At 47.9% G+C, this 21818-nt stretch carries 16 protein-coding genes; 3 read left to right on the top strand and 13 right to left on the bottom strand.

Features of this window, described 5'->3' with window-relative positions; all coding sequences use genetic code 11:
- Positions 1-601 precede the first annotated feature (601 nt).
- The 8 genes from HF569_RS04975 to HF569_RS04940 all read right to left on the bottom strand — a co-directional run bounded on the left by HF569_RS04975 (position 602) and on the right by HF569_RS04940 (position 11382).
- The gene (locus HF569_RS04975; RefSeq protein ID WP_168901554.1) at positions 602-2974 is read right to left on the bottom strand and encodes an L-type lectin family protein; all 2373 of its coding nucleotides are present in this window, start codon (positions 2972-2974) and stop codon (positions 602-604) included.
- Positions 2975-3493: 519 nt separating this feature from the next.
- The gene (locus HF569_RS04970; protein WP_232842565.1) at positions 3494-4540 is read right to left on the bottom strand and encodes a DUF916 and DUF3324 domain-containing protein; all 1047 of its coding nucleotides are present in this window, start codon (positions 4538-4540) and stop codon (positions 3494-3496) included.
- A gap of 134 nt (positions 4541-4674) precedes the next feature.
- Positions 4675-5379: a WxL domain-containing protein gene (locus HF569_RS04965; protein ID WP_168901553.1), complete on the bottom strand. Its 705-nt coding sequence runs from the start codon at positions 5377-5379 to the stop codon at positions 4675-4677.
- 545 nt (positions 5380-5924) lie between these two features.
- Positions 5925-6632: a class A sortase gene (locus HF569_RS04960; protein WP_168850329.1), complete on the bottom strand. Its 708-nt coding sequence runs from the start codon at positions 6630-6632 to the stop codon at positions 5925-5927.
- Between the two features lie 522 nt (positions 6633-7154).
- Positions 7155-8546 carry an FAD-dependent oxidoreductase gene (locus tag HF569_RS04955; protein WP_168901552.1) on the bottom strand — a complete coding sequence of 464 codons (1392 nt, stop codon included), beginning with the start codon at positions 8544-8546 and terminating at the stop codon, positions 7155-7157.
- 532 nt (positions 8547-9078) lie between these two features.
- Entirely contained in the window at positions 9079-9330 is a 252-nt protein-coding gene (locus HF569_RS04950) for a type B 50S ribosomal protein L31 (RefSeq protein ID WP_168850327.1), read from the bottom strand.
- A gap of 100 nt (positions 9331-9430) precedes the next feature.
- A complete protein-coding gene (locus HF569_RS04945; RefSeq protein WP_168901551.1) occupies positions 9431-10720 on the bottom strand; it encodes a UDP-N-acetylglucosamine 1-carboxyvinyltransferase in 1290 nt (429 codons plus the stop codon).
- 125 nt (positions 10721-10845) lie between these two features.
- Complete coding sequence (locus HF569_RS04940) at positions 10846-11382, bottom strand: TetR/AcrR family transcriptional regulator (protein WP_168901550.1); 537 nt, start codon at positions 11380-11382, stop codon at positions 10846-10848.
- 471 nt (positions 11383-11853) lie between these two features.
- On the opposite strand from HF569_RS04940, the gene HF569_RS04935 reads away from it, so the two are divergent.
- A complete protein-coding gene (locus tag HF569_RS04935) occupies positions 11854-14184 on the top strand; it encodes an ABC transporter ATP-binding protein/permease (protein WP_168901549.1) in 2331 nt (776 codons plus the stop codon).
- Between the two features lie 408 nt (positions 14185-14592).
- Here HF569_RS04935 and budA read toward each other — a convergent pair whose 3' ends face one another.
- Together budA and alsS are read right to left on the bottom strand one after the other, a co-directional pair.
- Positions 14593-15300: an acetolactate decarboxylase gene (budA, locus tag HF569_RS04930; RefSeq protein WP_168901548.1), complete on the bottom strand. Its 708-nt coding sequence runs from the start codon at positions 15298-15300 to the stop codon at positions 14593-14595.
- A 13-nt stretch (positions 15301-15313) separates the two neighbouring features.
- A complete protein-coding gene (gene alsS, locus HF569_RS04925; protein ID WP_168901547.1) occupies positions 15314-16990 on the bottom strand; it encodes an acetolactate synthase AlsS in 1677 nt (558 codons plus the stop codon).
- 113 nt (positions 16991-17103) lie between these two features.
- Here alsS and HF569_RS04920 point away from each other — a divergent pair, with 113 nt between their 5' ends.
- Positions 17104-17526, top strand: coding sequence for a MarR family winged helix-turn-helix transcriptional regulator (locus HF569_RS04920; protein WP_168850260.1), 423 nt, complete (start codon positions 17104-17106; stop codon positions 17524-17526).
- A 209-nt stretch (positions 17527-17735) separates the two neighbouring features.
- On the opposite strand, the gene HF569_RS04915 is transcribed toward HF569_RS04920, so the two are convergent.
- The 3 genes from HF569_RS04915 to HF569_RS04905 form a co-directional block, all read right to left on the bottom strand.
- Positions 17736-19343, bottom strand: coding sequence for a CTP synthase (locus tag HF569_RS04915; RefSeq protein ID WP_168901546.1), 1608 nt, complete (start codon positions 19341-19343; stop codon positions 17736-17738).
- Positions 19344-19511: 168 nt separating this feature from the next.
- Positions 19512-20171, bottom strand: a complete 660-nt coding sequence (gene rpoE, locus HF569_RS04910) for a DNA-directed RNA polymerase subunit delta (RefSeq protein ID WP_168850258.1) — start codon at positions 20169-20171, stop codon at positions 19512-19514.
- A gap of 44 nt (positions 20172-20215) precedes the next feature.
- Positions 20216-20656 carry a DUF1934 domain-containing protein gene (locus tag HF569_RS04905; RefSeq protein ID WP_168850257.1) on the bottom strand — a complete coding sequence of 147 codons (441 nt, stop codon included), beginning with the start codon at positions 20654-20656 and terminating at the stop codon, positions 20216-20218.
- 318 nt (positions 20657-20974) lie between these two features.
- On the opposite strand from HF569_RS04905, the gene HF569_RS04900 reads away from it, so the two are divergent.
- Entirely contained in the window at positions 20975-21808 is an 834-nt protein-coding gene (locus HF569_RS04900; protein WP_168901545.1) for a lipoate--protein ligase family protein, read from the top strand.
- Positions 21809-21818 lie beyond the last annotated feature (10 nt).

The following is a 21818-nucleotide window of genomic DNA, read 5'->3' as shown; positions in this document are numbered from 1 at the left end:
AAAGGCTTCACGACCGAGTTCGTATTGTTTTAGTAAATAGAGTATATCATTATATTATCAATATGATAGGGGCCGTGCAATACACTTCCCATTAATTTTAAGATTGCTTTAAGTTTCATAAATCAAAGGTATTAAGGGGTATTATAATCATGATTTCATCACTTAGTTTCGATTGATTTCGATTGGTAAGCCCAGGAAAACTGTTACACTTCTTAAAACGTGTAACTTCGTAGTTTTAGCGACCATTAGCTGTTCATTTTACAACTAACATTTGACTATCCCTTATGTCAGTTAATGAGAATGTCAATCGGAACAATAACTTTCAACGCCTAAATCGTCAGCCCCTAATAGCTAATCGTATTCAAACATGGCTATTTTTTGGAAGAGCTTACCAATATCTTGCTTCTCCACAATAAAAACCTCACCAATCTATTTGATGAGGTCACCATACCGTGAATTTACCGCTGAATAGAGACGGTTAGTGATTAGCTGCTTGTCTATAGCACGGCAAAAAGTCCCTCCGTCATTGCCAGATGAATGATACTATTTCATCCGACAACCACGAAGGGATCATAATGCCCAAAAGGTTGACACTGAAATTCTATTCAGTTACAGGGGCATTTTCAAACGTCCAATACACATACGTCGAATAGGAGCCACTGATAGCACCCGCGTTGGTCTCAAGCTGAATACCATGCGTGCTATCCCAGCCACTCGTCACATTGACTTCATCACTATCAGAATCATCGGTATGCGTGGCGATTACCGCCGCTCCTGCCGTCAGGCTCTGCTGATCACCGTTAGCTCCTTCATACACAATGTCACCATCCAGCAAGCCAGCAGTCGAGCTGGAAACAGGATCGGCTTTAGCAGTCAAAGTCCACGTACTACCAGCCCCTCGAGTATCCTTAACCCGAACATCCCAGTTACTGTCAGCTGGAAAACTCATGGCAGAACCTGTTAAATTCTTAGGATGGTCAACGTTGAATGTCCCCGTTGGATTAACCATTAGGTCTAGGGTTCCATCTTTTAACGTAATCGTATATCCGACATCATTAGCTGAATTAATGCCATTTTTATCCGTCGCATACATCACGAACTGATTCCCATCAGTCAGACCAGAGATGATGCTGGAAGCAGGAATCGTGTAGCTGAACTTACCAGCGGCGTCACTATCACTCAAGGTCTTCGTTGGCAAATTGACCCCGTTCATTTGCGGGTGCAACGTAATATCGCTGTTTGCCGCAGCCGTGCTGCCTGGTCCATACGTAATCTGACCGGTCAAGGTAACATCTTTAGCCTCAGTTAACTTTTGACTTCCTGTGAGTCCATCGGCGGCAATATTATCACCGGTAAGCGCCATCGTCATTGACCCATTAACTTTCTTCACATTGAACGCACTCACAGTCGTGTGCATCAGCGCATTCGAGCCTTCAAACGAACTGTGAGTTTCATTGACAGTCGTCGTATCGTTGTCACCCGCAACAGCCACACCATTAAGCGTAATATCAGCAGTCGCATTCGGTGCGGTGCTGCCATCCTGCTCATTATTAAGGTTCTCAAGAGATTTACTCAAAGTTTGCCCTGTCGAACTACTCGTATCCAAATCACTAATGGTGTCGGTATCCCCATTAGCATACTTGATGGTGGCGTTCTTAAACACAATATTCGTCGGCAAATTCAATTTGGCAACAATGTCTTTCCAAGATTCGCGACCACTAGTGTATTTCAAATTGTAATTCAGTGACAGCCGATCCCCACTGTTTACAGTGTCCGAGGGATCATCAATAACTTTGTCAGACTGAGAAGTATCGGTCAAAGTGGCCGTCGCGTTCCCATTTACCAGACCAGGCACTTGATCAAAGACCACAATGTTATTTTCAATTGCGGTCGTCGAACTTCCAGTGGAACCCACGAATCCCCATCTAACTAAACCATCGGCGCCAACGTCCAAATCATCGGCAGGGTTAATCTTCACAGTTTCGGTATATGTCTTCGACGCGGAATCCGTTGATGACGTTGCCGTTGTCGCTTCTTCACCGGACCGGGGAACCTGGTCATTGTAGCTGTAAGTCATCTCATCCTTTGAACTGTCCCAGTGCATGGTCACGTGTCGCCACCAACCAGCATCTAAGAACGTAAACATACTCGTACCCGTACCAGGCGTAATTTTTCCAAGATGATTCATTGAAGGATAATAATAATTCGTGGTCGTTGTCGTCGTGGTTGGATTATACCAGGGACCGCTGGTGGTAGACGTTGTTTCTGAGGCTTTGTGACTCTTATAGGTCTCAGATTTCCCAGGAAAATTCGATGCAATATGCTGCTGCCCTTCCGTATCCCAGTCAAAGGCCGAAACTGGCCCCTGTTTCAACCGACTCACCGCATTAGCGTCCGTAGTCTTTGATGAGATGTCTTGGTTGGCAACCGTATCAAATTCCACTGCCCAACTATTTTGAATGGCAAGCTTGGCGATGGCAGTCGTATCCAATGGCTGGGTCATATCCGTCCGAGCGTCGGTTCCCCAGACTCCCATTGACTGACCACCAGCCGGCGTCCCATCCGCATTCTTGGCGATGGCATTCACACCATTGGAATCATTCTGCAGGACAAAGGCCATTCCATCACCAGCGCTACCTGTTTTTCGGCCATCCCCAAAATACATCCACATTGAGGCGGTCTGATCCTCATTCAAATTCATGCGTGCATCATCACTAGCCCAGATTACGCCGGTTTGATTGGCCCCCGTGGTGAGGTTAACTGCCTGACCATCGCCGAAATCCGTTGAACTAATCTTAGCGGCGCTTCCACTGACACTATTCGTACTAAAATAATCGCCGATTGTAACTCCCTTGGGTGCGGTTTGCAGGATTTTATCGTTTGTCATCTTGGCTTGTACCGTCAATGACTGTCCTCCCCATACCAGTCCAGTCACAACTGTCAATATGCCCAATAAAATTGATCTCGTCTTCACGTTGATTTCTCCTCCTTCATCGGGAAGTCCGCAACTAATAGTCATTGTTGCTTTGTTAGCGATGCCTGACATTTATAATTTTATACAACCGGTCGTTACAATCTACATCGATAATTAACTGAACAATCGATGTCAAACACAAGAATCTCCCCCACTGCGCAACCGATTGAAATCATATTTTGTTCACAATGAATATCATTATTAAAAAAAGCCGACGCCCATTGATTAATTTTACTATGAATTAAATTCATTATAATCTGTTTACGATTAAAACTCAACCGTAAAGTCGCCTTTGTGGGCAAGTTAATCGTTTTACATGCAGGGTCATAAGCCTGTACTTTTCTTTACCCATTCTTTGAATTCTGTCCCAAATTCATGCAAAGCTAAGTGCCATTCAGAACGTCTTATTGAAGAGAAGTACAATTTCTATCTTCAAATTCATTTAAAAAAATAAAACCGGCACTACCATCAATTGAACGAGAATGTTCAATCGACTGTAGTGCCGGTTTTTGAATTTATTTATTCACCTTGTTCCTCATCGTCGTTCTTCTTCCGGTTCTTCATCAACAAGTAGATGATGATTGCCAGTAACAGCACAATAATGATTCCGCCGGCAACGAACCACCAGAAGTAATTCTTCTGCGGCGTATTGATCCGGTTCTTCAAGGAGTTAATGTCCTTTTGACTAATCGTGAAGTTCTTGGTGAACTGCCAGTGGTAGCCACCCTTGGCGTAAGCGTCCAGCTTCAACGTGTAGTCGCCAGCCTCTAACTGCTTATCACCCCAAGGAATGGAATAGTTAAAGTTCGTGTTAGGCGCCATCGCCATATTTTCCTTAGTCTGTGACAAGACTGTCTTGGAACTGCCCTGCTTCGTGACTTTGGAAACCACCTTCAACGCCTTCATCAAACCTGGTCGTGGATTTTGCAAGTTCGCTTGAATCTGATTCAAACCACTAATCTGACCAGCCTTAACTGTGTGCAGGCGCATGTCGGGGGCAACGTCAACGCCACTCTCGCGGAGACGAATCCCCACAACATAAGCGAAGGCATTGCTAATCGTGACCCCGTTCTTCTTACTGTTTCCTTGATCCTTCTTCAGTTCCTTGACGTAAATTCCGCCGAGGATCATGCCGTCAATCTTCTTGGCTGGCATCTTGTAGTCAACGGAGACCTTCTTACCGCTCCGGGCCTTGACCGTCACCTTCTGCGTGTCGTTCTTGCCGAAGACGTCCTTGATCCCAACTTTTAAGGAGCTATCTAGTTTAGGATTGGCCTGACTATAATCAATCACCCCATTGGTGTTGGTCATCGCCTGATTGACCCCTACTTGAAATTGTTTGTCCGACTTGCTTGAGTTATGAATAACAATCGTGAGTTTTTGTTGTTGATTAGGCTTCACACGCAATGCAAAATACGTGACCTGCTTATCATCCTGGTTCTTCGGAGTAATCGTACTGACCGAGTACCCAACGCTTTCTGCCTTCGCAGTCTTAGTCTGCTGCATCCAGCCAAACGCCACTAGTAACGTCCCTAGCGTTACCAACACTTTCAACCAACGTTTCATGATTAATCCAGCCTCCATCATGTTTTGTAAACCGTTTTCTTCATTGTAACAAAGAATGCGGTAGCTGTCGCTACCGCATTCTTAATTTAATATTTAAGGTATTTTCGCTACTTCAATAAAATTATTCGGTTGAATTAAGCTTGCGTTGAAGGGGTGTTAGCAATCGTCCAAGTTAAGTTAGACGTGTAAGTCCCTTGAGTGTTACCGGCGGCAATGTCTAAGTTCGTATCTTTCGTCAACCGGTTCATCCAAGTCCCAACACCGTTACCATTAGTGGCAGACAGAATTGTGGCAGAAGGACCGCCGGCCGTCACTGAAGGCGTAGCTGCAACAGCTGGTTTAGTCGTAGCATCACTGTTACCAGAAGCAACAGCACCCTTAAAGTTAATCACTGCACCTAACAAATCAGCTTTGTCACCAGTCGTCTTAGTGAAGTTAGCAGCTTGCACTGAAACAGTCCAACCGTCATCAGTACCAGGGTTGTTAACAGCAACGTCACCGTCTTTAACAGCTGCCTTGACTGTTGAATCCAGATTTGTGGAGGTTAAACTCGTTGAAGTAGCATTAGTCGTCAATGAAGTAGCAGCAATTGATTGAGCACCACCAGTGATCGTAGTCCCCTTAGTTGCATCACCAAATACCAAATCAGGCGCAGCGATCAATTGAACAGCACCGGCATGAGGACCATCTGGATCAGTAGTCCCTGCAGTCAACCCAACAGTAGCCGTCGTGCTTTGACTATCCGTATCTGCGGCATTAGCCGTTACGCCAGAAACTCCAATGAAACCAGCAGCAAGTGCAACAGTAGCAATTAATTGTAAAGCAGTTTTCTTAGTCATGATATTATCTCCCTCAACTTTGTTTGATTAGTTACTCTTCTAAAACTTCTTGCTCAAATCCGCGACTCTATTTATGAACCTGCCCCAACTAGAGGCGTTTCGTTGAACCATCTGATGAACTCATCTGATTACATAAGTTATAGTAGCACGTTTTTTGAGTTCTGTCCACAATTAACCATGTGTGAGGACGATTGTTTTTCGGATGACCATTTAATAGGCTATTTTTATTTTTATAGGTTAGACTAATTACAGTTAAAAATCCTATTATATAGGCGTTTGTGGCAACGCTTTTTGTCATGAACAGTTTGTAATTTTAGTTTCCATCCACAACTTTCCCTCTAAATAATCGCAATTTCAGTTTTAGTTCATACCTTGTTTGCTCACTCCCCGTTTTAGTTGATCTTTTGAACTAACTTTTCAGATGCCTAGTCTACCGGCATTCTCCGGCAACTCGCCACTGATTGCCCTTACAAAATTTCACAAGCCAAAAAAATTGCAAAAAAAATAACATTTTTTGTTTTTACGCAAAAAATGTCGAAATTTCTTTAATTTTTGTTGTTAAACCCACTGTGGAACCCTTTTTGCACCGCCAGCGGGGCATCCTTGTAGGCCATCTGCTTGTCATACGTCCCACGAATCATCAGTCGATTGGCGCCAGTGGCATCACAGGTAATCAACGTCACCAGTTTCTGCTTGGTCTGATCCACAACTTTAACATCCGTTGCTGGAATGAACTTACGCACGCTCACCGTATAGACGAAAACGGTCTTGGCATTCGTCAGGTAAATCTTCTGACCCACCCGCGTCTTCCAATACAGCGGACTAAATAAAATCGTCTGCGACGTCATATGGTGGCCAGCCAGTGGATAATTGCCTTGTCCCATCTTTTGATCCGGTCGCATCGTCCCCGCGGTCAACGCCAGCACCTCGTTGCTGACGCCTTTGGCAATCGGCAAATGAATCTTGGACTGCGGCATGTAGATTTCTCCCACCACGTGAATATTCGCCGTGTTCCAGCGGGCATTAGCCACCGTTGAGAAATCCAACGACTTGACCTTGCTAAAATCATACGATGCCTTTTTCTTCTCATTCTTCTGAACCGACTTCTTCGAGATCTGCGGTTGATAGGAAGAAATCAGCCAATTCTTGATCTGTTCGTTGAAGATTAACCCTAGCGAAATAATGATCAGGATCACAAAAATCGTGGACCAAAACCATCGCCACCGACGCTTGGGTTGCTTTTTATCTGCCATACTTATCTCACTCCCCCTGTCGCTCGTCCTCTGCAAGCAAATTTTACCCCAATTACTGATAAAAACAAAGTAAAGGCCACTTATTGGGCCACCTGCCCGCTCAAAATGACGATGCCCACCAGTCATTTAGCGTACAGAAAGGGCCTGAGACTTTTGCCTCAGGCCCTGCTAGTTCACAATTTAAAGAATGATGGCACGAAAATCGCTATCAGCGCTTAGTGGTAAAGATCATCAATTAGCCAGTAATAGTTGCTAGCCCTACGTAGCCGCGAGTGAGTCAAATTTGAGCTCAGCCGCGGGATTTACCAAGTGATTTGCTTGGTAACTGGCGTCTTTGAGACGTGTTTTTCGGCTCAAAGCGAGGTTCGAGACCGTTCTGTGGCTCGAGCCGTCCTCCCCACAGCGTTCCAGCTCAAAGCTTGACGAACGGTAAGGTGGCAGTCTGATCCACGTTGCTACTCTGCAAACATCAAAGCGCGAAACACCGCGCTATATCAGTTAATTTCTGCTTTCAACTACTAGTTAATCCTCATCTGGATCAAAACCAGCGGTCAAGCGGCGTTTCGTGTTCCCGCGCTTAATTTCTTGCGTTACCGCCATTTGTGCTGCCAGATTAAGGAAATTAAACGTATCGTCAAAGTTAGGATTAAAGAGCATATCCACAAAGGCCAGGTCATCAATCGTATTGCGATTCTGAATCGCAATCGACACGGCATTGGCCGACTGGGCAACTTCGTGTTTACTAAAGAGCTGAATCCCTAACACCCGCCGATCGTCCCGATCATAGACCAGGTTAATCAGCAGTTTATCCGTCGTTGGCATATACGCTGGCCGCCAAGTGCCTTCAAAAGTCACGCTGTCAGCATTTAAGCCGGACTTCTTGGCATGCCGCAACGTGAGCCCGGAAGACGCCAGCGTCCGTCCAAAAATGTTGATGGCCGAGGTCGCCTGCGTTCCCAAGTACCGTTGAATATTACCGAAGACATTAATGCCGGCGAGCAGCCCCTGCCGCACCGCATTGGTGGCTAGCGGTGTATAGGCTGGTTCCCCAGTCGGGTTAAAGTTCACGACGCTGGCATCCCCGCACGCGAAGATATCCGGATCGGAAGACTGGATGTAATCATTAATGATAATTGCGCCATGACGGTCCATCTTGACCTGTCCTCGCAGCAATTCCGTGTTCGGAACGAATCCCGTGCTGACGATTGCGACATCTGCCCGGTACGTCTGATCGTTCGTCTCAATAGCCAGTCCTTTTTCATCCTGAGCAAACGACGTCACCCGACTGTTGAGCACGACCTCAACGCCCTGATCACGAAGAATGTTGACAACCTTGTCAGACAAGTTCTGGTCGATGTAGTGATCCATTAAGATATCCTGCGATTGAATCAGTACGACATCGTGACCGGTTCGGGCGTAGCTTTCGGCTAGCTCCGTCCCGATATAACCCCCACCAATAATCGCGATACGGTTGTGATCCTTAGCCGCCTGATACACCGCCTTGGCTTGTTCATAGTTCTTACACAGCAAGACCATGTCCTCATCAATTCCAAAAATCGGTGGCACATTGACCGTCGAGCCGGTCGCCATGATGAGCTTGTCATAACTATCCGTGATCAATGCACCTGAATCCATATCAACCACGTCAACCGTCTTGGCCTTTGCATCAATTTTAATGACGTTGTGCCGCGTCAAAACGTTGGCGCCCAGCTGGGTCAGCTCTTCCGGCGACGAGTAAAACATATCTTCCAAATGCTTCACTTGACCATCTAAGAATAATGAAATTCCCGTCGATAAGAACGAGACATTCGTGTGCCGCTCATAAATCGTGACCTCCGTCTCTGGATGATCCCGTAAAATTTGAATCGCGGCATTGGTCCCCGCATGAGTGCTGCCAACAATAATGACCTTCATCATAGTTCCCCCTTGTAGTCTGTCACACATAAAGTTTTCGTCAGGTGCCTTCTGAAGAATACACCCAAGCTGGGCAACGATTCCGGCCCATTGTTGAATTCAGTTAATCTCAAAAGACCTGTCCCGACCATAACTAACCAGTAGCTGATCGACCGTCCAATGGTTGGAAGACCAGTTAAATATTAACAGGCAAGTTAACCCTCACCCGCGGCATATCGGTCTCGAGACAGGTTATTAGTTCTGCTAATGTATTTTCTACCAATTAACCGAATTTGTCAAAGCAAATACCCCATTAATTGTTTAAAACCTAAAGCTAGCCGGTTCACTCGTCGGGAGACTGCCACCGAAACATCGGCGAGATTCACCCAACTGCTAGCTTGTGTGCACCCTCACTCGCCTGTTTGAGGCGCTGAGCCGCCATCCGAGTCAAAACCACACCCCGTGGTCATCAGTGGATCCTGACAAATTTTAAGCAAACAAAAACCGGCGACAGTTAACAACTGCCACCGGCGACAAATCATATTTATTATAATTAGTCGTTGGATAAACCGTATTTCTTGTTGAACCGGTCCACAGCACCATCGGCTTGAGTAAACTTTTGCTTACCAGTGTAGAATGGGTGTGAATCTGAAGAAATTTCGACACGGATCAATGGGTAAGTGTTGCCATCTTCCCATTCGACCGTTTCGTCTGAGGTTGCCGTTGAACCAGACAAGAACTGGAAGCCAGTACTTGAGTCTTGGAAGACAACTTCATGGTAATCTGGATGAATTCCTTGCTTCATAATGTAATACGCTCCTTTGCCCTGGTCCATTGACTGGGCCAGAGATTGATTTAATCGTCAACCGTTGAATTATACCATGAAACCCGTATACGAGCAATGCCTAATCTTGGCCGTTTTCTACCAAGCTTTCCTTACTCACGATTTCCACGTCGGCATTCAGCGCCGTCAACTTGTCAACGATGCGGTCATAACCCCGCAAAATATTATCTGCTGCTTCAATTTCGGTGTCGCCATCAGCCATTAACCCAGCAATCACCAGCGCGGCCCCGGCCCGAATTTCACCGGCCTGAACCTGATTGCCACTGAGGTCATCACTCGGATCAACCACAATCATGTCGTCCTCTGACCGAATGTTGGCGCCCATCTTCCGCAGTTCTGCAATGTGCATAATCCGTTTGGGATAGATGGTATCAATCACGACGCTGCTACCATTTGCCCGGAACAATAACGGCGTTAACGGCTGTTGTAGGTCCGTCGCAAACCCGGGAAACGGCATCGTCTTAATCCGAATTGGCTTCAGGTTCTCCGCATGAGGCACGTAAATGCTGTCCTCGTTAATTTCCAGCGGAACGCCCATCTCAATCATCTTCGCCGTGAAGGCCTCCAGATGTTCTGGAATGACGTTTTTAATGACAACGCCATCACCCATCGCCGCTGCCATTGACAGGTAGGTCCCGGCTTCAATCCGATCAGGAATAATGGTATGCGTGTTCATCGCCCGCAACGTTGGCACCCCTTCGATCCGAATCACGTCGGTCCCGGCACCCCGGATGTGTGCCCCCATGTTATTCAGGAAAGTCGCCACATCAATGATTTCAGGCTCCTTAGCGGCATTTTCAATCACCGTCGTGCCCGTGGCCTTAACTGCGGCCAAGATTGAATTGATCGTTGCACCCACCGAAACGACATCTAAAAAGACCCGTGCGCCGTGTAAGCCTTCCGGACCAGTCGTGATCCGCACGGTCCCATTATCTTCTTCAACCGCTGCGCCCAGGGCTTCAAATGCCTTAATGTGCTGATCGATCGGCCGGGGACCAATGTTATCGCCACCTGGAAAGCTCAGCGTGGCCCGTTGGAACCGCCCCAACAAGGACCCCATAAAATAGTAAGATGCGCGCAAACTCTTAATTGCCTTACTAGGTAACGGTGCTTCGACAATTTCGGTAGGATCAATCGTTAAGACCCCGTCCTCAAACGTCGAATGCACGTTCATTGATTTTAGAATTAACATTAAATTGTGCACGTCAAGGATATCCGGAACCATATCAAAACGAACCGGAGTATCGGCTAAAATTGCTGCCGGAATTAAAGCTACTGTGCTGTTTTTGGCGCCACCGATCGTCACTTCTCCAGAAAGACGACGGCCACCGTGAATTATCATTTTTTTCATTATGAAGCTATCCTCACTTAATAATCTTCCATATTAATTCCATACAGTCAGATACCATGATAAATAATGCCGGGCAAAAAGACAACACTTTCCCGGGATTCTGGCTAAAATGTAATATTAGCCCACTACCAGACCTCGTCACGTAGGCTATCAAGGTTCTTCGCTAGAATGGTATCGATAATGATTTGTGTCAGTTGTCGTGGTGTCTCGGGCATGCCGTCCTTGACCCACTTCTTTAAAATGTTCTGTAACCCAGCGCCAATATAGGCCCCTTGATAATCTTCAATCATTGGTGGTTGGGGTCGCACGTTAGCCATTAACGCCTGAGTGCGTTCTAACAGCTGCGTTTTCCCCTCAACAAATACCAAATTACTTAACTTCTTATCTTCATAAAATGCCGTTAACAGATGTTCTAAGGCCTGTCGCGGTGTTGCCCCCTGCAACGGATGCAACGACTGGACAAAGGCCTTCTCGATGCTCTCGACGCAATCGTACACGTCCGTATAATACCGATAGAACGTGGTTCGATTGACATCTGCCTGTGCACAGACCGCCGTTACTGAAATTTCGTTAATCGGTTTACTCTCCAATAGTGATAACACGGTTTCCTGGATCACTCGCTGCGTATACTGAGCCCGTCGATTATTTTTCACACCAACCATAGATTTCACTCCTAGTACTCGCCAAGCAGTGGTCGCGGCCGTCGATAGCCTGACTAACAAACAATTTATAAGCGACTTTACGTGCGCTCGGGCCTAACTTCCTGTAAAGTTAAAACCGGTCAACACGCACCTTGAATTAAGTAGTGTCCCTAATTTCCGTTGCCACAAGTCATTTTATCAAGACTATTTTCTAACCAAACCGTTTACCCGTCACGCACTTCCCTCGGGTTTGGTCAGTGATGTGGCTTAACTAACTTTGGTTATTTAAGGCCCACTTAGCGTCATCACCCAGAGATTTGCGCAACAATTATCGAAAAACTGTTGTTTTCACAACAGTTCAGCTTACATTGGCGGTTGCTAATTAAATAATTTATTTTTATGATGTAAGACACGGTGTTGCATTAATGTCTAGTTTATCAGAAAAACACCGCGAACAACAGCCAAATCCAAAAAATGAAAGGATTATTTTCAATGCTGGAACTTAAACATATCAAAAAATACTATTACGTGGGAGACTCCGTAACCAAGGCGCTAGATGACGTTTCCGTTGCCTTCCGTTCCCAAGAGTTTGTCGCAATTCTGGGGCCTAGTGGCTCTGGTAAGACGACGATGCTCAACGGGATCGGTGGCTTAGACATCTACGATTCTGGTGACCTGGCAATCGAAGGCCGTTCCACGAAGGACTTCTCCGCCGCTGACTGGGATGCCTACCGGAATAACTCGGTTGGCTTCATTTTCCAAAGTTACAACATCATCAGCCACCTCAGCATTCTCGACAACGTTGAAATGGGGATGACCCTGAGTGGGGTCTCCGGCGCCGAAAAGAAGGAAAAGGCCCTCAAAGCCTTGGACCGCGTCGGCTTGACCGATCACATCAATAAGAAGCCTAACCAACTGTCCGGTGGGCAATTGCAACGGGTCGCCATCGCCCGGGCCATCGCCAACGAACCCGAAATTCTGCTGTGTGACGAGCCAACTGGGGCCTTGGATACCGGGACCAGCGAGGAAATCATGCAGCTGATCAAGGAGCTTTCCGCTGAACGACTCGTCATCATGGTGACGCATAACCCGGATTTGGCCCACGAATACGCTGACCGCATCATTGAATTTGCCGACGGAAGAATTCAGCACGACTCCGACCCTTACGATGGGCACACCGATGCCGCTCAGTTCCAACTCAAGAAGACCAAGATGACCTTCTGGACTGCGTTGAAGTTATCCTTTAACAACATCCGGACTAAGAAGGGCCGCACCGCGTTGACGGCTTTTGCCTCCAGTATCGGGATCATCGGGATTGCGATCGTCTTAGCCCTCTCCAACGGTTTTCAAACTCAGATCAACAAGACGCAGGCCAATACGTTGGCGCAGTTTCCGATTACCATTTCACAAACGGCCCAGGACACGTCGACTACCGGTCCGCGAAACAATAAGAAGACGACTAAGTCAACCAAAGTTGTCGCCAAGGTCAGCGATGCCGATAAGTCGGTTCACCAGAACAAGATTACCAAGAGTTACTTAAAATATGTTAAAAACATTAACGGTAACTTAAGCAAGAACATCACCTACACTTACGCCACGGGAATGAACCTCTTACGGCAAACTAACGGCAAGACCAAGACGGTCTCCTTCTCTAACGCCGACAGCAATGCTAACAGCGGCAGTGCGATGTCCGCAGCAATGGCCAGTTCAACTGGTGTTGGCGGTTCCGTCTACCCAAGCGTGAGTGACGGCGGCAGTGATTTCTTGAAGAAACACTACAAGGTAATTGCCGGGAGCTACCCTAAGAGCGCCAACGACGTGATCTTATTGGTCGATCGTGATAATTCGACTAACATCAACGCTCTGAAGAACCTCAACTTTGACGTTAAGAACAATCAGAAGTTGAATTACAACCAGATTGTCGGTACAAAACTTAAAGTGGTCAACAACAATGACTACTACCAAAGCCTACCTACTGGTAATTACGTGCCTAACAAGGCCACTAACAGCCTCTACAACAATCGGCACAATACGACAATCAAAATCGCTGGTATCTTACGGGTCAAGTCCAAGTCCTCTGAAAATGTACTGTCACCCGGTATTATTTACAGCGACAAACTGACTCAAAATGTGATTAAAGCTAACCAAAACTCTGACATTGTGAAGGCCCAAAAGAAAGCCGACAGCAATGTGATGACTGGTCAAACAGTTAATAAGGATACCAAGACTAGCTTAGTCAGCTACCTCGGGGGTTCGACGACACCATCCGGTATTCTGATCTACCCTAACACCTTTAAGAACAAGGATAAGGTGCTGCACTACTTGGATAAGTACAACCATGGTAAGAAGAAAGCCGACAAGGTGATCTACACCGATATGGCCGGAACGGTCTCCGATTTGACCGGTGGGTTGATGAGTGCCATCACCTACGTTCTGGTCGCCTTTGCCGGTATCTCCTTAGTCACGAGTATGATTATGATTGCGATTATCACTTACACGTCCGTCCTCGAACGGACCAAGGAAATTGGGATTTTGAAGGCCTTAGGTGCCCGGAAGAAAGATATCACCCGGGTGTTTGATGCCGAAACCTTTATCCTCGGTGTAGGTTCTGGGGTCTTAGGAGTTGTCATTGCTTGGCTCCTGACGTTCCCAATCAACGTCGTTCTCAAGAGCATCACCGATCTGAGCAATGTGGCCCACCTGAATCCTGTCCACGGGATCGTCCTGATTATCATCAGTACCGTCCTGACGATGCTGGGTGGTCACGTTCCAGCCCGGATGGCGGCTAAGAAGGACGCCGCTACGGCACTGCGTTCAGAATAGTTCACGGCACTCTTCTCTAAGGCTAAATAAAACGTCGCGCAAATCGAAATTGATTTGCGCGACGTTTTTAATTTACAGTAAAACATTGAAAGGTAGGCGAAACCATCCTCTGCAGCAGGCAGACATTCCGCCTGCCCTCCTCCGATTACGCTAGTCTTTGAACAGCAAATTACTAAAAAGATGACGCATTCGGATCTAATCAAGGATAATTGACATCCACAATGTAGCCGTAAGTGAGTCAAATTTGAGCTCAGCCGTGGGATTTACCAAGTGATTCTCTTGGTAAATGGCGTCTTTGAGACGTGTTTTTCGGCTCAAAGCGAGGTTCGAGACCGCTCTGTGGCTCGAGCCGTCCTCCCCACAGCGATCCAGCTCAAATTTGACGAACGGTAAGGCAGCAGCTTCCTGCTATTCAGCTTGGTTAATGGCGCCTGCGATGTCATCTTGCGAAAAATCATGTTCGCGATAAGCCGCATCGTCGACGGGCAAGTGCTGTTCTAACGTTGAGAACGTCTGCACTTGAACTTCCCCCGTGACAGTACCGAAACCAAGGAGATGCCCCCCAAAGTCATGTTCCACTGACAAGAAGTGATCGTGGTAACCGCCCACTGCGGCCCCATTAAATAGCTGCGGTGAGTAGTACCCCAACAGAGTTCCCTCCACTTCTTGACGATCGAAGACACTTTGTTGCTTGGCAGTCTCAGCTAAGGACTTGAACGGCCGGCCCGACTTGGCCACTGCCCGCGTCTTAACGGCCGTAAAGGTTCCCTTCACTAAGATAGAAAAGAACGTGTTTGCATCGTGAGTCAACCCCAAGACCTGAGCATGAAGCTCCTCCTGCGTTGCATTTTCCACCGTCATCAGTGGCCGGTACGCCGCAAAATGACTGTTGGCAAATGGCAACGTGAAATCATCCGGCACCACGTTAACCTCACCACGACTGTTCACCTGATACGGTTTGCCATCCAGAATAATTAATTCACCATCGAGGCCTTCGCCCGTTCCGATACCGGTATCGCCGTGGGCTAACAATTCCTTCATGGTTAACGTACCCGTCAACAAGCCCGGAACCAGTAAGGCCAAGGTTCCGTGTTGATACAAGGTTGTTTCGTTCATATCATTACTCCCTTTAGCTTAAAACATCTTTCAACAATAATGATTTTAGTTTTAAATTGTCGCGATAGTCAACCGGAATCTGAACCACCACTGGGCCTTCAGTCTGGAAGGCCTGATCCAGCGTGCTAGCCAAATCAGCCGCATGATCAACGCGTAAGCCCGTGGCGCCAAAGCTTTCGGCATACTTAACGTAGTCAACGGGACCAAAACTAACCCCGGCTTCGCGCCCATACTTAGCGATTTCTTGGAACTTCACCATGTCGTAGGCCCCATCGTCCCAGATTAATTGGACAATTGGCAATTTCAACCGCACCGCCGTTTCCAACTCTTGACTGGAGAACAGGAAGCCGCCATCACCGGCAACCGAGACAATCGGCTGACCAGGACGTTCTAACGCGGCCGCAATAGCCCACGGAAAGGCGACACCCAAAGTCTGCATCCCATTACTGAACAGCAAGTGGCGTGGCTGGTAGCTTCGGAAATACCGGGCCATCCAGATGTAAAAACTACCGACGTCCACGCTGACAGTTGTCTCATCGTTAACCTTGTTCTGTAAAGCTTGGATGATTGCCAACGGATGGATACCGTGCTCGTCATCGGCAGCTGGCGCTTCGGCTTGCGCAGCTAAAGTCTTACCCGACTTGGCGAGTTCGGCCTGAACGTCTTCGGCGAGTGACCAGTCAGCCGGTAATTTCTGCACAATTGCCCGCAGCGTCTTCGCGATATCGGCATGCACGACCATTTCTGGTTGATAATCCGTCGTAATTTCGGGAACCACGCTGTCCAAACTGATAACGTCTCCCGCCCGATCCGCATTCCAAATCCGTGCTTCGTATTCCACGGGATCATAGCCGACGGTGATGACCAGGTCACTTTGCTTCAGCAGATTATCGCCAACTTGGTTTCGGAACAAGCCCACGCGGCCAAAGTAATTGCTGACCAAGTCGCGTGACACCACCCCGGCTCCCTGGAAAGTCTCAACGACAGGAATTGCCGCGTGTTGTAAGAGTTCACGGATGGCCGCCGTCACATCGCTGGCAGAGGCCCGCATGCCGGCTAAAATCACCGGTAACTTAGCGTGTTGAATCTTCTCCACAATGGCGTCAATCGTGGCGGCATCCGCCACGCCTTGGTCAACCGTTGGCACCGCTTGGATTTCTGGCCGATCCACATCACCGTTTAACACATTTTGTGGCAAGGAAATGAAGGTGGCCCCAGCCTTAGGCGCAACCGCCGTCTGATAGGCGTTAGCAAAGGCTTCGGACAGGCTATTGGCGTTTTGTACTTCAACGCTCGACTTAGTCGCCGAACTCAGTAGCTCTTTACTGGGAATACTCTGATGGGTCAACCGACCAATATCATCTTGGGGAACCTGTCCCCCCAAGGCAACGACGGGATCGCCCTCGGCTGTGGCGGTGATCAAACTCGTCGTCAAATTCGAGACTCCGGGGCCAGAAGTCGTGGCCACAACGCCCGGTTTACCAGTGATCCGGCCAATCCCCGAAGCAATCAGCGCCGCGTTCTGTTCGTGCCGCGTCACAATCAGCTTAGGTGCGCGCGGATCTTTGCTGTACTCGATCCCCTCAAATAGTTGATCGACCTTAGCTCCTGGAATACCAAAAACATATTTAATGCCTTGATTAATCATGCTTTGAATCAGTGCTTGCGCACCAGTTTTCGTATCTGTCACCGTTATCCCGCCTTTAAAATGAATTTTGTCGTGTTGACAAGTCAACTTAGATTCATCATAATGGCATTAAGTTGTTTTGTCAACATAGAACGTTTCGGGGAAAGGAGTCACCCATGAAAGATCTCGGTTATCTCGCGCAGGACATTTCCATCCTGCATCGAAAATACTATAAGGATACGCGTGATCAGTTCGCCAAACTAGGGCTAAACCCTACGGCCGCCTGCGTTTTGCTGACGGTTCACGAACATCCCGCCATTAACCAGAATCAGGTCGCGAAGACGCTGGTCATCGACAAGGGACTGACCACGCGCGAAGTCAACAAGATTCTCGGCCTCGGTTACCTGACTAAGACGGCCGGCACCGGTAAGACCCAGCTACTCACGCTGACAACTGCCGGGGAAGATGTGGTCAATCAGGTGCAGACGATTCGGCGGAGTTGGTGGCAGGCCCGGTTCGATCAGACGGGTATCAATGCTGATAGTCCCCTGATTCCAGCGATTGAAGCGGCGGTAGCGAACATCATTGACATGGACTAATCACGACCGTCAGGCAAGGTAATTCGATCAGCACCACCCAACGACAAAAAAGTCATATCGGTAGCTCTGCAAAGGGAGCGCTACTGATATGACTTTTACTTTTTTATTTATTTGAAAGTCGAAAAACCAAAAATCTTTGCCAGAACTTCAGCAGTATCGTTCCAGCCCATATCTGCTGACCGGTAAGGCGCAATGAGCCACCAAGTTGCCTAGTCCTTAACTTCCTTGCTGGCTGCCGCGATAAAGTCACGGAACAAGCCTTCTGGACGGTTAGGACGTGACAGGAATTCTGGGTGGTATTGTGAGGCCACGAAGAACTTCTTTTCTGGCAATTCAATCACTTCGACCAGATGATCGTCAGGAGAAGTCCCAGAGAAGACCAGCCCCTTAGCCGCCATTTCTGCCCGGTATTGGTTATTGAATTCGTAACGGTGACGGTGACGTTCTTGAACCATCGCCTGGTTATCGTATGCCGCAGCGGCCTTACTACCTGGCTTCAGCTTGCAAGGGTATAGCCCTAGTCGTTGCGTGCCACCCATTTCATGGACATCCGTTTGATCGGCCATCAAGTCAATAATCTTGTGGCTCGTCTCAGGATCCATTTCCGTTGAGTTAGCATCCTTGTAGCCCAAGATATCCCGAGCAAATTCGATGCTGGCAACCTGCATCCCCAGGCAAATCCCCAGGAATGGGACGTCTTGTTCCCGCGCATACTTGATGGCCGTGATCATGCCTTCGATCCCCCGATCACCGAAACCACCAGGAACGATGATCCCGTCGGCGGCACCTAATACATCTGCCACATTATCTTCCGTGATCTTCTCGGCATCAATCATATCCAAATCAATCTTAGCATCTACGGGGTAGCCGGCGTGTTGTAAGGCTTCCGCCACGGAAATGTAGGCATCGTGTAAGCCCACGTATTTACCAACCAAGGCAATCTTGATGGTCCGCTTCAAGTTCTGCATGTGATCGACCATCTTCGACCACTTCGCCATGTCTGCCTTAGGTGCGTTAACCTTGAAATGATCCAGCACGATCTGGTCTAAGCCCTGTTCTTGTAATCGTAATGGAATGGAATAAATCGTCGGCACGTCCATCGATTCAATGACCGCGGATGGTTGCACGTCACAGAATAACGCAATCTTTTGCCGCATGTCATCGGTAATGTGATTTTCTGTCCGCACCACCAAAATGTTCGGTTGAATCCCAATGCTCCGCAGTTCACGTACAGAGTGTTGCGTAGGCTTGGTCTTCATTTCGTGGGCCGCATGGAGCGTAGGAACCAACGTCGTGTGAATGTATACGACATTTTCGTCGCCCACTTCCGACTTCATCTGCCGAATGGCTTCCAGGAATGGTTGCGATTCAATATCCCCAACGGTCCCGCCGATTTCGGTAATGACAAAATCAGCACCTAACGTCTTGCCGGCGCGCATGATTTTTTCTTTAATCATGCCGGTAATATGTGGGATCACTTGCACAGTTGCTCCCAGATAATCGCCACGCCGTTCTTTTTCCAAAACTTCTGAATAAATCTTACCAGTCGTCACGTTTGAGTACTTGTTCAGATTGTTATCGATGAAACGTTCGTAATGACCTAAGTCCAAATCCGTTTCGGTCCCGTCGTCGGTCACGAACACTTCCCCGTGTTGATACGGGTTCATCGTGCCGGGATCCACGTTAATGTACGGATCGAATTTCTGAATGGTTACGTTTAAACCACGGTTCTTTAACAGCCGTCCTAGGGAAGCAGCAACGATTCCCTTACCTAGTGATGAAACTACGCCGCCAGTCACAAAAATATATTTGGTCATGTGCAAACTCCTTGTAAGATTATTTAGGGTTTTAAAACTATAAAAAAGCTCCCTATTCATTCGAATAGGGAGCGACTTCACCGTTCAGTTGTCCTCACTACAAGTAGTAAGGAGCCCAAAAAATATAGTACCTGTTTTTTGACTGAAGGTCAAGCGAACGTTAGAAATTTATTTCTGATCGCTGTCGTCATCTTCATCATCGTCTTCTTCGTCGTCATCGGCGGAAAAGTCGAGATTGTCAGTATCATCATCGGGTGCTTCCATTTGTGAAAGCTGATCTTCGATACCTTCTGGGATGTCTTCTGTATCGTCTTCTTCATCATCGTTGTCGATGCCCAGCCCGGTCTGTAACTTACCGAGATCTGGACCTGACCCAGTCGCACTATCGTCATCGTCGTCATCATTGGCAGCGTAGGCGGTCGTGTCATCATCATCTTCTGGATCATCGTCATCGTAATCGATCACGTCATCGTCATCGGTCGTGTCAGCCAAGAAGGCATTAACCTTCTTGCGCTTCTTACGCTTAGGTTGATCTTCATCTTCCTCAGCGTGAACCGTTGCTTCATCGATGGATTCAAACGGATACCAAGTTCGCAGTCCCCAAAGGTTATCACCCAGAGAAATGAAACTACCATCGACATTTAAATCCGTATAGAATTGGGACAGCCGGTCACGAACTTCAGCATCGCTGTCGCCTAAATAAGCTTGGACGGCGTTCGCTAAGTCAGCAAATGCCATGACATCGCCGTGTTGCGACAAGATAGCATGCGCAACTTCGATCATTGATAATTCCTTTTTATTCTGGCCCTCAAAGACTTTTAATTCCAAACTGGTGCACGTCCTTTCCACAGTCTACGAAATATGATACTCGCTTATGCCGTAAATTGCAATCTAATCTTATAGTTCCCGACTAATTCTTCACCAGCATAGAGCAAATAATCAATCTTAACGTTTCCACTAAACGGCCGTTCCTTGAAACTGGTCTCCAAATATGGCGTGACCGTTTCAATCGGCATAATCCCGTAAGGCGTGTTATACCGGGCCGTTACGCGTTTTCCACTGATGAAGTGCAACCGCAATTCCGCTTCGGCGTTGCGCGTCAGGTGAACTTCACCCTCCGGTGTAAACTTCATCGTCACTGGCGTCTTTTCTCCCGTGTCATCATCAGGTTCTAGGTAACGTAAATATAAGTTATCGCCCATTTGGACAAGCTGACCATCAACATCTAATTGGTAATCAGAAACATCATCATTTTGTTTGATATGGGTCTCTAGGTGAATCATGACGGGCACCCCCGCTGATAATTGATCCATCTGCACACTTCCCTTCCGTGAATTGTCTGGATTAATTATAGTTCATTTTTCGGGGAAAACCTACCTTTTGTGTTTCAAGGATAAGCTTACGTGGACAATTTACCCGGTCTATCTAAACCCTGCGAGCACGGCCAAGGACGATTAGTGCTATTAGTCCGGGGCTGAAGGCAAATTGTGGCTTTGATCTCGACTCCTTTTCAAATTGAAAACCACGCCAAGCCCAAATTACCACGGGATAATTGGTCCAGACCATGACGCCGCCCCAGTTTTCTAGTATAATGGTGACATTGAAACCATTACACGAAAGCAGGTGAGGTAATGGACTCGTTAACATTACCAACCGATAGTATTCAGGTGGTGAGCACGCCCATCCCAAGCGACCAGAAAAATCAGGCATTTGGTTATACCAATGCGCTACTGGATCTAGTTCCGGTTCTCAAACAACCGATCTTACATTTCTGGACGATGGCCCCCACCGTGATTATGGGGTTAAAGGATAAACGACTGCCGCAGCTATCGGCGGCTATCAGGGCCGTCAGCCATGCTGGCTATGACGTTGTCTTGCGCAATTCCGGGGGACTCGCCGTTGTCGCTGACGGGGGCGTCCTTAACGTCTCGCTCTTTGCGCCACTGGCGACGCCCGCCCTCAGCGTTGAAGCGGCCTATGCGCAAATGACCCAATTAGTCACTGCCGCCTGGCCCGAGCTCGACCTCAAACACTACGAAATTACCCGGTCCTATTGCCCCGGCGATTATGACCTCAGCGTCGATGGCTTGAAGATTGCGGGCATTGCACAACGCCGGAGTCCCCAAGCGTTAGTGACGATGCTGTACCTCAGCGTCACCGGCGACCAAGCACTACGGGGAAATCTTGTCCGTGACTTCTACCGGGCAGGACTGGGCGATCACACCAACGACTGGCAATTCCCCGACGTTGATCCGGCGGTCATGACGACTACGGCTGCTCTCCTCAATCAGCCGCTCACCGTTGCCGACGCAGAGCAACGTTTCCTGACGGCCTGTTCTACAGCTGGGCTACGCATTGGTCGGGGAAAATTGGCCGCCATGATGGCCGCCCCCCGATTTAAAACGAGTTTAGAGCGCGCCACTGCGCAGATGGCCAAGCGCCAACCCCGCTTAACCACCCACTAGTCTTTGTTAA

The sequence above is a fragment of the Levilactobacillus tujiorum genome, assembly GCF_012641185.1.
Taxonomy (GTDB): Bacteria; Bacillota; Bacilli; order Lactobacillales; family Lactobacillaceae; genus Levilactobacillus; species Levilactobacillus tujiorum.
This window is presented reverse-complemented; position numbering and strand designations above follow the sequence as displayed.